Genomic DNA, 13,180 nt, shown 5'->3' with positions numbered 1-13,180 from the left:
GCTGGGGAAAACCTGGGAGGTGGTCCGGCGCCCGAAGTTGTCGACGAGTTGGGCTACTCCCCGATGCGTTCGTCGGCCTTCTGGCCGGCGGTGTCAATCTGGTCGGAGTACTTGCCGCCAGTCGCGCTGTCGGCCGCGTCCGAGGCCTTATCGATGGCCTGGTCGCTCAGGTCCTCGACCTTGTCGGCGTGCTCGCCGGCGAGGTCACTGACCTTGCCCTTGATGTCGTCGAACATACCCATGTGCGGACTCCTCTCTGTCGGGGAGGTGGCGCCGGTTGACGCTCCTTCGGGCTCAGGGTAGCCCTCTGATGCTGGGGAAAACCTGGGAGGTGGATAAGGGACAATTAGGCGTATGCCCGTGCGCCCCATCGTCATCACCGGCGAGCCCGTCTTGCATCGCCGCGCCGAGCCCGTCACCGACTTCGGCCCGGATCTCCAGAGCCTGATCGACGACATGCTGACGACCCAGGAAGCGTCCAATGGCGTCGGCTTGGCCGCCCCCCAGATCGGCGTGGGACTGCGGGTCTTCACCTGGAGCATGGCCAACGAGGACGGCGTCCCCGAGATCGGCGTCATCGTTAACCCCTTCGTCCGCCCCGCCAAGCCGGCCGTCGGGGAGCCGGACAAGGACAACGAGTCCGAAGGCTGCCTATCGGTGCCCGGGCTGCACTACCCGCTCCGGCGCGGCGAGAGCGCCGAGGTCACCGGCGTCGATCGCTTTGGCGAGGACATCGCCTTCACCGCGACCGGGTGGTTCGCCCGCTGCATGCAGCACGAGTACGACCACCTCAACGGCTTCCTCTATGTCGACCGCCTGGGCGAGAAGTGGAAGAAGAAGGCGCTGAAGGCCATTCGCTCAGAAGGCTGGGGAAGGCCCGGCCACTCCTGGATGCCGGGAGTCGACGAGGACCCGTTCGGGCACTGACGTGCCGCACCAGCGGGCGATCATCGCCGTCGTCGGGGCCACGGCCACCGGCAAGTCCGCGCTCGGTCTCGCGCTGGCCGAAGCGCTCGGCGGCGAGATCGTCAACGCCGACGCCATGCAGCTCTACCGCGGGATGGACATCGGGACGGCCAAGCTCCCGCCGGGGGAGCGGCGCGGCATACGACATCACCAACTCGACGTTCTCGACGTGAACCAGGAAGCCAGCGTCGCGACCTACCAACGGGCCGCGCGCGCCGATCTCGACGCCATCGCCGGCCACGCGATTCTCGTCGGGGGGAGTGGGCTGTATGTCCGTGCTGCCCTCGATTCCCTCGACATCCCGCCCACGGATCCGCGTGTCCGTGCCCGCTGGGAGTCGTATGCCGCGCAGCACGGCCCGCTGGCCGCTCACCATCGCCTCGCTCGGGTAGATCCCGCGGCGGCAGAACACATTTTGCCCACCAATGCGCGCCGCGTCGTGCGGGCGCTCGAAGTCAACGAGCTCACCGGTGCCCCGTTTCTGGCCGTCCTGCCCGAGCGGACGTATCGCATGCCGACGATCACCATCGGCCTGCGCCGGGACCGCGGTGAGCTGGACGAGCTCATCGCCCGCCGGGCCGAGCAGATGTGGGCCGACGGGCTGGTCGAGGAGGTCGACGGCCTGCTCCCACTGGGCCTGCGGGACGGCCGAACGGCGCGGACGGCAATCGGCTACCAGCAGGCCCTGGCCCAACTCGACGGGGAACTGACGCAGCGGCAAGCCATCGACGCCACCATTGCGGCGACCCGGCGGTTCGTGCGGCGGCAGGAGAGTTGGTTTCGCCCCGACCCACGCATCCATTGGCTCGACGCCGCCAGCCCCGACCTCATCTCCCAGGCGCTCGCGCTGATCCGCTGACACCCGGCGCCACCACGGCGCGGGAGGCTCGCGGCATACCGGAGAATGGGCGCATGTCGAGGACGGTGCGTTTCACCAAAGGCCATGGGACCCGCAATGATTTCGTCCTTGTGGACGACCGCGACGACGAGTTCGCATTGACGGCCTCGCTCGCGGCGATGCTGGCCGATCGACGGTCCGGCATCGGTGGTGACGGCGTTATCCGGGTTGCCCGCACCAGCGAGGCGGCCGACACCGAGATCCGAGCCCAAGCCGTCGACGCCGAGTGGTTCATGGACTATCGCAACGCCGACGGCAGCGTCGCCGAGATGTGCGGCAACGGCGTGCGGGTCTTCGCGAGCTATCTGCGCCGCGAGGGACTGGCCTCGGCCGCGGGATTCGGCGTCGCCACCCGATCGGGGACCAAGTTCGTGCGCTTTGCGGGGGAGAATGTCGTCGTCGACATGGGGCCCTGGCGCTACGAGGACGCCGAGACCGGGGCCAGTGGCATCGATGCCTTGGTTCATGTCCCCGACCACGAGCCGTTCTCGGCGCTGCGACTCAACCTGGGCAATCCCCATACGGTCGTCGCGGTGCCGCCGACAGTCGATCTGGAGACCCTCGACCTGAGCAAGGCGCCGGTCATCAACCCCCACCCGACCTCCGGCACGAACGTGGAGTTCGTGCAGCCGCTCGGCCCGGGCCACATCCGGATGCGGGTGCACGAGCGCGGCGTCGGCGAGACCGAATCCTGCGGGACGGGCATCTGCGCTGCCGCCATCGCAACCCACCTGTGGGCCGGCGATCTCGACCGCGACAAGCCCTGGACGGTCGACGTCCCGGGTGGGCGCCTGCAGGTACGGCTCCTGGCCAACGGTCACGTCGAGTTGACCGGCCCGGCCGTCCTCGTGGCCGACGGTACGGTCGCTCTTCCCTGAGGTCAGCCGGTCGGCGCGCCCACGCGCAGCACCCGGAAGCCCTTGTCGGTGGCGTAGCGCTCGACCGAGAACGCCGGCCACTGCTCGGCGATCCAGCGCTGCAACGAGTCCCCGCCGAGTTGCTTCGCCACCACGAGGTATGCCGATCCCCCCGCCGCGAGCCGCGGCAGCCACGTGCTCAACAGCTCGTGCAGGGCGGCCTTGCCGATCCGGATCGGCGGGTTCGACCAGATCAGATCGAAGCGCTCGGTCGGCGGCACCGCGTCCGGCCGAGCCACCCGCACATTGTCCACGCCAAGGCGAGACGCGTTGCGCTGCAACAGATCCAGCGCGCGCTCATTGACATCGACCGCCCACACGGTCGCCTCGGGAGCGGTGCGCGCGAGGGTCAACGCGATCGGACCCCAGCCGCATCCGAGGTCGAGGAAGGTCCCGGCGGCTGGGGGCGGCGGGACCTGCGCCAAGAGCACAGCCGTGCCACGGTCGATCCCGTCGGGGGAGAAGATTCCCGACGCGACGACAACCTCGACGTCGTCACCGGCGAGGTGCACAACCCGCGTCCGCAGGTCGGCCTCCCCGGCCGGCTGCGCCGTGAAGTAGTGCTCGAAGGCCGCCACCCTCAGTCCTGCTCCACGTCGTCGTCGACCCAATCCAGCGTCCGCTGCACCGCCTTGTCCCAGCCGCGCAGCAACCGGTCGCGCGTCCCCGCGTCCATGGCCGGCGACCAGCGCTTCGCTTCCTGCCAGTTGGTGCGGATGTCATCGGTGCTGGACCAGTAGCCGACCGCCAGCCCCGCGGCATACGCCGCCCCCAAGGCCGTCGTCTCAGCCACCACCGGCCGGATGACGTCGACGCCGAGGATGTCGGCCTGGAACTGCATGAGCGTGTCGTTGGCGGTCATCCCGCCGTCAACCTTCAACTCCCGCAACGCAACTCCGGAGTCGGCGTTCATCGCCTGCAACACGTCGTGGGTCTGATAGGCGGTGGATTCGAGCGCCGCCCGGGCGATGTGCCCCTTGGTCACGAAGCGGGTTAACCCGACGATCGCCCCGCGGGCATCCGGACGCCAGTGCGGGGCGAACAGCCCCGAGAAGGCAGGCACGAAATAGGTCCCGCCGTTGTCGTTCACCGACTGCGCCAGGGTCTCGACCTCCGGGGCCGCACCGATCATCCCGAGGTTGTCGCGCAACCATTGCACGAGGGAGCCGGTCACGGCGATCGAGCCTTCGAGGGCATAGACCGCCGGCTCGTCGCCGAGGCGATAACAAACGGTCGTCAGCAGCCCGTTGTCCGACGGGACGATCTCGGTGCCGGTATTCAGGAGCATGAAATTGCCGGTGCCATAGGTGTTCTTGGCCATCCCCCGCTCCAGGCAGCCTTGCCCGAAGGTCGCGGCCTGCTGATCCCCCAGGATGCCGGCCACCGGCACGCCGTCGAGGATGCCGGGGTGGCACGTGCCATACACCTCCGCCGACGACCGGATCTGCGGCAGCATCGACTCGGGCACCCCGATGGCCGCGCACAACTGCGAATCCCATTGCAGCGTATGGAGATCCATCAGCATCGTGCGGCTCGCATTGGTCACGTCGGTGACATGGAGCCCGCCGTCCGGGCCGCCGGTGAGATTCCACAGCACCCACGTGTCGATGGTTCCGAAGAGCAGGTCGCCCGCCTCCGCCCGCGCGCGGGCGCCGGCGACATTGTCCAGGAGCCAGCAGGCCTTGGGCCCGGCGAAGTAGGTGGCCAAGGGGAGGCCGGTGCGCGCGGCATACCGCCGGGGTCCCTCGTCCCCGCCCAATTCCTCGACCAGCCGCTGGGTCCGCGTGTCCTGCCAGACAATCGCATTCGCGATCGGGATCCCCGTATGCCGATCCCACACGATCGTCGTCTCGCGTTGGTTCGTGATGCCCACGGCCGCGACGGCAGACCGGTTGACATTGGCCTTGCCGAGGGCGCCGCCGATCACCGCGCGAGTGTTGTCCCAGATCTCCAGGCCGTCGTGCTCGACCCAGCCGGCCCGAGGGAAGATCTGTTGGTGCTCGCGCTGATCCACCGCCACGATCGAGCCCGAGTGATCGAAGAGGATGGCGCGCGTGCTGGTCGTCCCCTGGTCGACCGCCAGGATGTAGGTCGTCTCGGCCACAGGGCTCCTTCGTCGCGTTGATCACGGGCAGCGATGCCGGAGCCAACCTACTTGCTTGGCACAATGACCGTATGGCGACCCCTCCGCGTCTCGATCCGGCCTATCGCGCCAAGTCCTGGACGCGCCTGGGGACCCGGCACTTCGACGTCCTCGTCATCGGTGGTGGGGTGACCGGTTCCGGTGTCGCCCTCGACGCGGCCACGCGCGGACTGTCCGTCGCCCTGGTCGAGCAGCGTGACTTCGCCTCGGGCACGTCCTCTCGCTCCAGCAAACTCATGCATGGTGGCCTGCGCTATCTCGAACAACTCGACTTCGCGCTGGTGCGCGAGGCACTGAAGGAGCGGGAACTGGCGTTGACCCGGCTCGCGCCGCACCTGGTGAAGCCGGTGTCCTTCCTCTACCCGCTGACCCACCGCGCCTGGGAACGCCCCTATGTCAGCGCGGGATTGACGCTCTACGACAACATGGGGGGCGCCCGCTCCGTGCCGGGGCACAAGCAGCTCAGCCGCACGGGCGCCCGCCGCCTGGCCCCGGCCCTGCGCAGCGATGCCCTGACCGGCGCGCTGCTCTACTACGACGCCCAGATGGACGACGCCCGGCACACGCTGACGGTGGCGCGGACGGCCGCGGCATACGGTGCCTTGATTTTCAACTCGGCCCGGGTGGTGGAACTGACCCGGGCGGGGGAGCGCATCACCGGGGCGATTGTCGAGGACGTCGAGACCGGGGCCCGGGTGAGCGTCAAAGCGTCCGTCGTCGTCAACTGCACCGGGGTGTGGACCGACGAGATCCAGACGCTCGCCGGGGGACGCGGGCGCTTCAACGTGCGCGCGTCCAAGGGCGTGCACATCGTGGTCGCCCGGGACCGGATCAACTCCGAGGTCGGGTTGATCCTGCGGACGGCTAGCTCTGTGCTCTTCGTGATCCCCTGGGGTACGCACTGGATCATCGGCACCACCGACACCGACTGGAATCTCGATCTCGCGCATCCGGCGGCGAGCAAGGCCGACATCGCCTACCTCCTGGCGCAGGTCAACTCGGTCCTCACCCACCCGATCACGCCAGACGACATTCAAGGGGTGTATGCCGGGCTCCGGCCGCTGCTCTCCGGCGAGGACGAGCAGACGTCCCAGCTCTCCCGCGAACATGCCGTCGCCCGGCCCCAGCCGGGTCTGATCTCGATCGCGGGCGGCAAATACACCACCTACCGGGTCATGGCGGCCGACGCCATCGATGCGGCGCGCGAGGACATCGGCCCGGGCGTCGCCGACAGCGTCACCGAGCACATCCCGTTGCTCGGCGCCGACGGCTACCCGGCGCTGATGAACCAGCTCGACCGGCTCGCCCGGAAGGTCGACCTGCCCGTATGGCGCCTGAACCACCTCCTCGGCCGCTACGGCTCGCTCGTGAATGAGTTGTTCGAGCTCGCCGAGGGCGACCGCTCCCTGTTCGAGCCGGTGCCCGGCGCCGAGGAATACCTCAAGATCGAGCTGCTGTATGGCGCGACCCACGAGGGTGCGCTCCATCTGGACGACCTACTCGCCCGGCGCACGCGGATCTCGATCGAGACCCTGTCCCGGGGTGTGGACTCGGCCGACGCCGTCGCCGACCTCGTCGCCCCGGTGCTGGGCTGGGACGAGGCCGAGCGAGCCACGGAGGTCCAGCTGTATCGCCAGCGCGTCCAGGCCGAGCGCGAGAGCCAGCAGATGCCGGACGACCAGGAAGCCAACGCCGAGCGCACCTCCGCTCGCGACGCCCGGTTGCGCGCCGGCCACTGAGCCGCCCCTGCGCACGGCTCTGCGCACTTCACTGCTCACTCTGCGCACTTCGGTGCGGGACAGCGGACATTTGGAATATCAATGCCGGGACATTCGGCTGGTGCCACGCGGGAGACAGCGGCGGGAAGCGCGGCATACGTATTCCAACTGTCCGCGGGAAATGTGAGCGGGGCAGGGCCCGGGCAATTTCAGGTGCGACCGGGGTCGGCCACGTGAGACGCTGGAGGCCGCATGAGTGATTACGCAGTTGAGACATCAGACCCCCGCGACCTGCCCGGGGCGGCCGGCGACCACCTCCTCAGGGGTCGCGCGAGCGCGCTGGCGGGAGCGGCATACGAATCCAGCGACCGGGACGGCGAGCAGTTCGAGCGGGAGGAACGCGCCGCCCTGCAACGCATCGGCGGACTCTCGACGGAGCTTGAGGACGTCACCGAGGTCGAGTACCGCCAGCTGCGCCTGGAGCGCGTCGTGCTCGCGGGCGTATGGACCGAGGGGACCGCGGAGGATGCCGAGAACTCGCTTCGGGAACTGGCCGCGCTCGCCGAGACGGCGGGATCCGACGTCCTGGCCGGTATGCTGCAGCGCCGCCAGCGTCCCGACCCCGGCACCTGGCTCGGCTCGGGCAAGGCCCAGGAGTTGCGCGACGTCGTCATCGCCGAGGGCGCCGACACCGTTGTCTGCGACTCCGAACTCGCGCCGTCCCAGCGGCGAGCCCTCGAAGACATCGTCAAGGTCAAGGTCATCGACCGGACCGCCCTGATCCTCGACATCTTCGCCCAGCACGCCAAGTCCCGGGAGGGCAAGGCTCAGGTCGAGCTGGCGCAGCTGCAGTACCTCCTGCCGCGCCTGCGTGGTTGGGGTGAGTCGATGTCTCGCCAGGCCGGTGGCCGGGTGGCCGGCGGTGAGGGCATCGGTTCGCGTGGCCCGGGTGAGACCAAGATCGAGCTCGATCGGCGCCGGATCAACTCCCGCATCGCAAAGCTGCGCCGGGAGATTCGAGACATGAAGACTCATCGGGACACCAAGCGCCACTCCCGCAAGGCACATGGGGTGCCGAGCGTCGCCATCGCGGGCTACACCAATGCCGGCAAGTCGTCGCTGCTCAACCGGCTGACCGACGCCGGGGTGCTGGTGGAGAACCAGTTGTTTGCGACGCTGGACACGACGGTTCGCCGCGCCGAGACGCCGGACGGTCGGGAGTTCACCCTGACGGACACGGTCGGCTTTGTCCGGCAGTTGCCGCACGAGCTGATCGATGCCTTCCGCTCGACGCTCGAAGAGGTCGCCGACGCCGACCTGCTGCTGCACGTCGTAGACGGCTCCCACCCCGACCCCGAGGGGCAGATCAGCGCGGTGCGCGCTGTGCTGGCCGATGTCGAGGCCGCCGATGTCAAAGAGATCATCGTCGTCAACAAGTCAGATATCGCCGACCCGGACGTCGTCGATCGGCTGCTGCGGCACGAGAAGCACGCCATCGCGGTGTCGGCGCATACCGGTGCGGGCATTGCCGAACTGATCGAGTTGGTCGCGGGCGAGTTGCCGCGACCGGGGGTGCGGGTCGCCGTCCTCATTCCCTATGACCGCGGCGACCTCCTCTCGCGTATCCACGAGACCGGCGAGCTGCTCGACTCCGAGCACACCGAGCACGGCACGCGTGTCGAGGCGCTGGTCGGCCCTGACCTGGCCGCGGAGCTGGCCCCGTTCGGCGCCTGACCCGATCCAACCGGCGCCAGGCCAACCCAGTCAGGGCAACCCAGTCAGGGCAACCGGGCTCAGGGGAATCGGGCTCAGTAAAAGCGGGCTCGGGGCAACCCCGTCGTCAGGGGAAGCGGCGCTGGCGGATCGCGATGGCTACCGCGCCCAGGAGCAGCACGGCGCCGAGCGCGGCGAGAGCCGGCGCGATCTCGACGGTCTCAGTCGCGGTGACCGTCTGGCGCGGCAGCTTCGCCAGGACCGACTGCAACTCGGCGCGGTCTGAGGCGGGGGAGTAGGTGCCGCCGGTCGCGGTCGCCACGGCCTTCATCGTCGCGTCGTCGACGACCAGGAACTGGGCGACGTCGCCACGGCCATACGGCAGGTCGTCGGTGAACGCATCGGCGCCCAGCTGCTCGCGCGTGCACACCATCCGGGTCGGCTCGGAGGTGCCGAACCCGATCGAGAACACCCGGATGCCGCGGTCCCCGGCCGCCTTCGCGGCGTCCATCGGGCGGACCCCGCGGGTGTTGGCGCCGTCGGTCAGCAGCACGACGATGTCCGGGATCGGTGCCGCCGTGGGCGGCTGGACGTTGGTCGGGGCGGGTAGGGGCATCGTCTGCTCGTCCTGCGCGGGGACGGGGACTTCATCGGGTCCGATGGGCTTGACGGACGGGTTGATCGCCGCAATGGCGTCGACGGACCGCAAGATCGCCGACCCGATCGCTGTTCCCCGTCCAGTGGTCAGGCCGTCGACCGCCGCCCGCAGTTGGTCTTTGTCGGTCGTCGGCGCGGCGATCATCTCGGCATAGCCGGCGAACGCGATCAACCCGATCCGGGTGCCCTTGGGTTGGTCGTCGATGAACTCGCGCACGGCCGACTTCGCAGCGGCAATCCGGTTGGGTTCGACGTCGATGGAGCACATCGAACGCGACACGTCGATGGCCAGCATGATGGTCGTCCGGTCCTGGGGAACCGCGAGTTGCGTAGCCGGCCGGGCGCTGGCCAGCCCCAGCGACATCAGCGCCAGCAGCACGGCCACCAGGGGCAGGTGCCGGGTCCAGGGCTTGCGTCGCGTCCCCAGGGCGGCGCGCAGGAGGGCGACATTGGAATGCCGGACCGCGGCAGCCCGGAGGCGACGTTGACGCCATACATAAAGCCCGAGAACCAGGGGCAGGATCAGCAGCATCGCCAGCGCCAGCGGCCAGCCGAGACTCATGCCGACACCACCCGTCCGGTGCGCACGACGGAGACGGTCACGCCGAGACCGAGGATGAGCAGCGACAGCAGGGTCATATAGGGCGCGAGCTCCGTGGATTCTCGGCGTGAGACGAAATCGAGCTTCATCCCGGCATAGATGTCGCCGAGGTCGCCGGCGCTGGTGGCCCGGGCATACGTGCCGTCGGTGGTCTCGGCGATCCCCCGGAGGGAGGCTTCGTCCAGGGCCGTATGCTGCGCCACCCCGTCGATTGTCACCGTCGTCCCGCCGGGGTCACCCAGGCCGACGGTGCTCACCTTCACTCCGGCCACCGAGGCGAGCCGGGCCATCGCCTGCGGGTCGAGGGTGCCGGTGTCCTGACCGTCGGACAGGAGCACCACCCGGGCCGAGCCGTAGTAGCCGATATCGACGCTGTCGGGATCGCTGGCGAGTTGCTCGGGATCGACGGTGAGCTTGCCGCCCGCGATCGCCTTGAGCGCGGTGAACAGACCCTGGCCGAGTGACGTGCCGCCGTGGGCGCCGAGGCGATCGACCGCCGACTTCACGAGCCTCGGGTCGTCGGTGGGTGACTGCGTGACATTTCCGGTGTCGCTGAAGGCCACGACGCCGATCCGGATGTTGCGCGGTTGCGCGTCGATGAACCGGTAGGCGGCGGCCTTCGCCGCCGCCAACCGGTCGGGCCGGAGGTCGGTGGCGCGCATGCTGTTGGAGGTGTCGAACGCCAGGATCACGGTGCCTTCGCGGTGCACCTGGGTCAGGGTCGCGGCCGGCCCGGCCGCAGCCAGGATCAGCAGCGCGAGCGTCGCCAGCAGACAGGCCGGAACGAGGTGGCGACCTCGCCGCGCTGAGCGCGTCGCTCCCGTTGCTCCCGCAGCGGCCGGGACCAGACCGCTTCGTGCCAAGGCCTCGCGGCGCTCCTGATCGGCGCGCAGCAGGGCCCGATAGCGCCAGATCAGCACCGGGATGACTAGCAGCGCGAGCAGCGCCCAGGGATAGGTGAACGTCATCGGCGGAGCTTCCGCCGCGCCGCCAACCGCACGAACACCTCGACAAGGTCGTCGGCGGTCGACACGGTCGTCAGGTCGAGGCCGCAGGAGCGGACGCGGTCACGGATCTGGTCCTGCTCCTGCTCCGCCAAGGCCCGGAGCCGCTCGCGGAACGCACGATCTCCGGTGTCGATGAGCACCCGCTCGCCGGTCTCGGCATCCTCCAGCACGATCTCGCCGACGTCGGGCAGCGATGACTCCAGCGGATCGACGATCTGGACGGGTACGACGTCGTGCCGCTGAGTCAGCAGCCGCAGCGGGGCCTCCCAACCGGGTGCCGAGATGAAGTCCGACACCACGACCACCAGGCTGCGTTGACGGATAACGCCCGCACTCGCCTTGAGCAGGCCGGCCAGATCGGTCGGGCTGTGCGCACTGTCGTGCGGCTGTTGGAGCCGGTGGATCAGGCGCAAGACGTGCAGGCGCCCAGACCGCGCGGCCACGGTCTCGGGGCGGGCCCCGTCATACAAGATCGCGGCGACGCGGTTGCCGCCCCTGGTCAGCAGCCGAGCCAAGGTTGCCGTGAACTCGACGAGGACCTGCTCCTTGCCGCGGCCCTGTGGGCCGAAGGCCATCGAGCCGGATCGGTCGAGCACGAACCACGCCGTGAGTTCGCGATCCTCGGCGTATTCGCGGACGTAGGGAGTGTCCATCCGGGCGGTGACATTCCAGTCGATGCGCCGCAGGTCGTCGCCCGGGACATACTCCCGCAACTCCCGGAAGTCCATGCCGGCGCCGGCGAACAACGTGCGGTAGTCACCCTGCAACTGCCCGTCCAGCGGGCGCAGGACGGTCCACTCGACGCGGCGGAGCAGGGCCTCCGCGGTCAGGGCGAGGGGCGATGCCATGACACCTGACCCGCGGGCGGGCCGACGTTGATCTCGGGCATGCGGACCGCCGACAGGATCGGGCCGAGGATGGCGTCGGGGTCGATGTTGTCGGCCAACGCCTCGTATGACAGCACGAGCCGGTGCCGCAGCACGTCAAGCGCGAGGTCGCGCACGTCTTCCGGTCGGGCATAGGTGCGTCCGCGCAGATAGGCCAGTGCCCGCCCGGCGACGACCATGTTGATCGAGGCGCGCGGGCTCGCGCCGAAGGTGATGAACCGGCGCAAGTCATCGCGGCCGACCAGGCCCGGGTCGCGGGTCGCCCCGGTCAGCGTCACGGCATACTGGATGATCCCGGGGTCGACATAGACCGCGTCGGCGGCGCGTTGCAGGTCGCGCAATTGCGTCGGATCGAGCACGGCGCTGGCCCGCTCGCCTAGCCCGAGCATGCGCTCGACGACGACGAACTCCTCTGCGGGAGAGGGGTATCCGACGCGAACCTTGAACATGAACCGGTCGACCTGCGCCTCGGGCAGCGGATAGGTGCCCTCGGACTCGATCGGGTTCTGCGTCGCCATGACCAGGAATGGGTCGGGGGCACGGTAGGTCTCCCGGCCGATGGTCACCTGGCGTTCCTGCATGATCTCCAGCAAGGCGCTTTGCACCTTGGCCGGCGCGCGGTTGATCTCGTCGGCCAGCACCAAGTGCGCAAAGACCGGGCCGAGTGAGACCTGGAATTCCCCGCTCTGCTGGTTGTAGATCCGCGTTCCGATCAGGTCGGCCGGCACGAGGTCAGGGGTGAACTGAATGCGTTTGAAGTCGCCGCCGATCGCCTCGGCGAGCGCCTTGATCGCCAGGGTCTTGGCCAGGCCGGGAACGCCTTCGACCAGGAGGTGGCCGCGCGCGAGCAGGGCGACGATCATCCGCTCCAGCAGGTCGTCCTGCCCGACGATCGTCTTCTTGACCTCATAGAGGGTGCGCTCCAGGGGGTGGCTCGCCGCGCCGGCCCGCTGGCCCGCGCCGGCCTGGCCCTGCGGCGATTGCGTGGTCGCATCCATGGGTGCTCCTTCGAATTGGGTCACAGCGGCGGCGCTCCCACCGCGCCGCCGGCGGCGGAGATGGGCACGGCGAAGCCGATGCCGACGAAGTAGGGCTGCTTGCTCGGATTGGCCAGGGCCGTCACCACACCGACGACCTGGCCGGCACCATTGAGCAACGGACCGCCGGAGTTGCCGGGGTTGACGGCGGCATCGAACTGAATCAGGTCGGTCAGCTTGCCTCCCGGCGTCTGCAGGTCACGCCCGAGCGCGGAGATTAAGCCGCCGGAGAGGGAGAACGTCAGGCCGAGGGGGTGGCCCACGGCATACACCGGGGTCCCGATCGGCCCGGGACCGGCGAGGGTGGCCGGGGTGACGACGGCGGGCAGTGTTTGGGCGGTGAGCACCGCAAGATCCTTGTCGGGCTGCCGGTCGGCCACGGTGGCCGAGGACCGGGTGCCGTCGGCGAAAATGACCTCGATGCTCCCGCCGCCGTCCACCACGTGGTTAGCCGTGAGGATGCGTCCGTCGGCGTTGGCGATAAAGCCCGAACCCAGCCCGTCCTCGCCGCCGCCTTGAGTGCGGATCACCACCATCGAGGGTGCGATGGAGTTGTAGGCCGACTGACCCTCCGGCGGTTGCTGGGCGAGTTGCTTGAGCTTCTCGTCCACCACCGGGCCGGCCGCGGCCCGAGCT

The 13,180-nt window shown here is 69.3% G+C and carries 13 protein-coding genes; 5 read left to right on the top strand and 8 right to left on the bottom strand.

Annotation, left to right across the window (positions count from 1 at the left end; translation table 11 throughout):
• Positions 1-53: 53 nt before the first annotated feature.
• Positions 54-242 (bottom strand): antitoxin, encoded by a 189-nt coding sequence (locus tag BN13_RS11490; protein ID WP_048546967.1) that lies wholly within the window; start codon positions 240-242, stop codon positions 54-56.
• A 112-nt stretch (positions 243-354) separates the two neighbouring features.
• Between BN13_RS11490 and def the strand changes: the two genes are divergently transcribed.
• Genes def through dapF form a run of 3 tightly spaced genes read left to right on the top strand, consistent with a single transcriptional unit; the run spans position 355 to position 2,742 of the window.
• Positions 355-927 (top strand): peptide deformylase, encoded by a 573-nt coding sequence (def, locus tag BN13_RS11485; RefSeq protein WP_048546965.1) that lies wholly within the window; start codon positions 355-357, stop codon positions 925-927.
• Position 928: 1 nt separating this feature from the next.
• Positions 929-1,825, top strand: a complete 897-nt coding sequence (miaA, locus tag BN13_RS11480; protein ID WP_235434024.1) for a tRNA (adenosine(37)-N6)-dimethylallyltransferase MiaA — start codon at positions 929-931, stop codon at positions 1,823-1,825.
• A gap of 53 nt (positions 1,826-1,878) precedes the next feature.
• Positions 1,879-2,742 carry a diaminopimelate epimerase gene (dapF, locus tag BN13_RS11475; protein WP_048546964.1) on the top strand — a complete coding sequence of 288 codons (864 nt, stop codon included), beginning with the start codon at positions 1,879-1,881 and terminating at the stop codon, positions 2,740-2,742.
• A gap of 2 nt (positions 2,743-2,744) precedes the next feature.
• Here dapF and BN13_RS11470 read toward each other — a convergent pair whose 3' ends face one another.
• A complete protein-coding gene (locus tag BN13_RS11470; protein ID WP_048546962.1) occupies positions 2,745-3,359 on the bottom strand; it encodes a class I SAM-dependent methyltransferase in 615 nt (204 codons plus the stop codon).
• A 2-nt stretch (positions 3,360-3,361) separates the two neighbouring features.
• The gene (gene glpK / locus BN13_RS11465; RefSeq protein ID WP_048546960.1) at positions 3,362-4,885 is read right to left on the bottom strand and encodes a glycerol kinase GlpK; all 1,524 of its coding nucleotides are present in this window, start codon (positions 4,883-4,885) and stop codon (positions 3,362-3,364) included.
• Between the two features lie 71 nt (positions 4,886-4,956).
• Between glpK and BN13_RS11460 the strand changes: the two genes are divergently transcribed.
• Together BN13_RS11460 and hflX are read left to right on the top strand one after the other, a co-directional pair.
• On the top strand, positions 4,957-6,663 hold the full coding sequence (locus BN13_RS11460) for a glycerol-3-phosphate dehydrogenase/oxidase (protein ID WP_048546958.1): 1,707 nt from the start codon (positions 4,957-4,959) through the stop codon (positions 6,661-6,663).
• A gap of 231 nt (positions 6,664-6,894) precedes the next feature.
• Complete coding sequence (gene hflX, locus BN13_RS11455) at positions 6,895-8,376, top strand: GTPase HflX (protein WP_084733714.1); 1,482 nt, start codon at positions 6,895-6,897, stop codon at positions 8,374-8,376.
• 106 nt (positions 8,377-8,482) lie between these two features.
• On the opposite strand, the gene BN13_RS11450 is transcribed toward hflX, so the two are convergent.
• From BN13_RS11450 to BN13_RS11430, 5 genes are all read right to left on the bottom strand, one after another.
• Positions 8,483-9,574: a VWA domain-containing protein gene (locus BN13_RS11450; RefSeq protein WP_048546956.1), complete on the bottom strand. Its 1,092-nt coding sequence runs from the start codon at positions 9,572-9,574 to the stop codon at positions 8,483-8,485.
• Positions 9,571-10,581: a VWA domain-containing protein gene (locus BN13_RS11445; RefSeq protein WP_048546955.1), complete on the bottom strand. Its 1,011-nt coding sequence runs from the start codon at positions 10,579-10,581 to the stop codon at positions 9,571-9,573. The genes BN13_RS11450 and BN13_RS11445 overlap by 4 nt, the downstream gene beginning before the upstream one ends.
• Positions 10,578-11,468, bottom strand: a complete 891-nt coding sequence (locus BN13_RS11440) for a DUF58 domain-containing protein (protein WP_048546952.1) — start codon at positions 11,466-11,468, stop codon at positions 10,578-10,580. Before BN13_RS11440 ends, BN13_RS11445 begins: the two co-directional genes overlap by 4 nt.
• Positions 11,447-12,505, bottom strand: coding sequence for an AAA family ATPase (locus tag BN13_RS11435; protein WP_048546951.1), 1,059 nt, complete (start codon positions 12,503-12,505; stop codon positions 11,447-11,449). Before BN13_RS11435 ends, BN13_RS11440 begins: the two co-directional genes overlap by 22 nt.
• Positions 12,506-12,525: 20 nt before the next feature.
• The coding region (locus tag BN13_RS11430) for a S1C family serine protease (RefSeq protein WP_157038720.1) at positions 12,526-13,180 on the bottom strand (655 nt) is incomplete at its 5' end.

It is taken from the genome of Nostocoides jenkinsii Ben 74 (genome assembly GCF_001046875.1).
GTDB lineage: Bacteria > Actinomycetota > Actinomycetes > Actinomycetales > Dermatophilaceae > Nostocoides_A > Nostocoides_A jenkinsii.
This window is presented reverse-complemented; position numbering and strand designations above follow the sequence as displayed.

Bases quoted from the DNA above. Each gene is read 5' to 3' on its own strand.
- BN13_RS11490 (WP_048546967.1), bottom strand. From the start codon at position 242: ATGGGTATGTTCGACGACATCAAGGGCAAGGTCAGTGACCTCGCCGGC.
- def (WP_048546965.1), top strand. From the start codon at position 355: ATGCCCGTGCGCCCCATCGTCATCACCGGCGAGCCCGTCTTGCATCGC.
- dapF (WP_048546964.1), top strand. From the start codon at position 1,879: ATGTCGAGGACGGTGCGTTTCACCAAAGGCCATGGGACCCGCAATGAT.
- BN13_RS11460 (WP_048546958.1), top strand. From the start codon at position 4,957: ATGGCGACCCCTCCGCGTCTCGATCCGGCCTATCGCGCCAAGTCCTGG.
- hflX (WP_084733714.1), top strand. From the start codon at position 6,895: ATGAGTGATTACGCAGTTGAGACATCAGACCCCCGCGACCTGCCCGGG.
- BN13_RS11450 (WP_048546956.1), bottom strand. From the start codon at position 9,574: ATGAGTCTCGGCTGGCCGCTGGCGCTGGCGATGCTGCTGATCCTGCCC.
- BN13_RS11445 (WP_048546955.1), bottom strand. From the start codon at position 10,581: ATGACGTTCACCTATCCCTGGGCGCTGCTCGCGCTGCTAGTCATCCCG.
- BN13_RS11440 (WP_048546952.1), bottom strand. From the start codon at position 11,468: ATGGCATCGCCCCTCGCCCTGACCGCGGAGGCCCTGCTCCGCCGCGTC.
- BN13_RS11435 (WP_048546951.1), bottom strand. From the start codon at position 12,505: ATGGATGCGACCACGCAATCGCCGCAGGGCCAGGCCGGCGCGGGCCAG.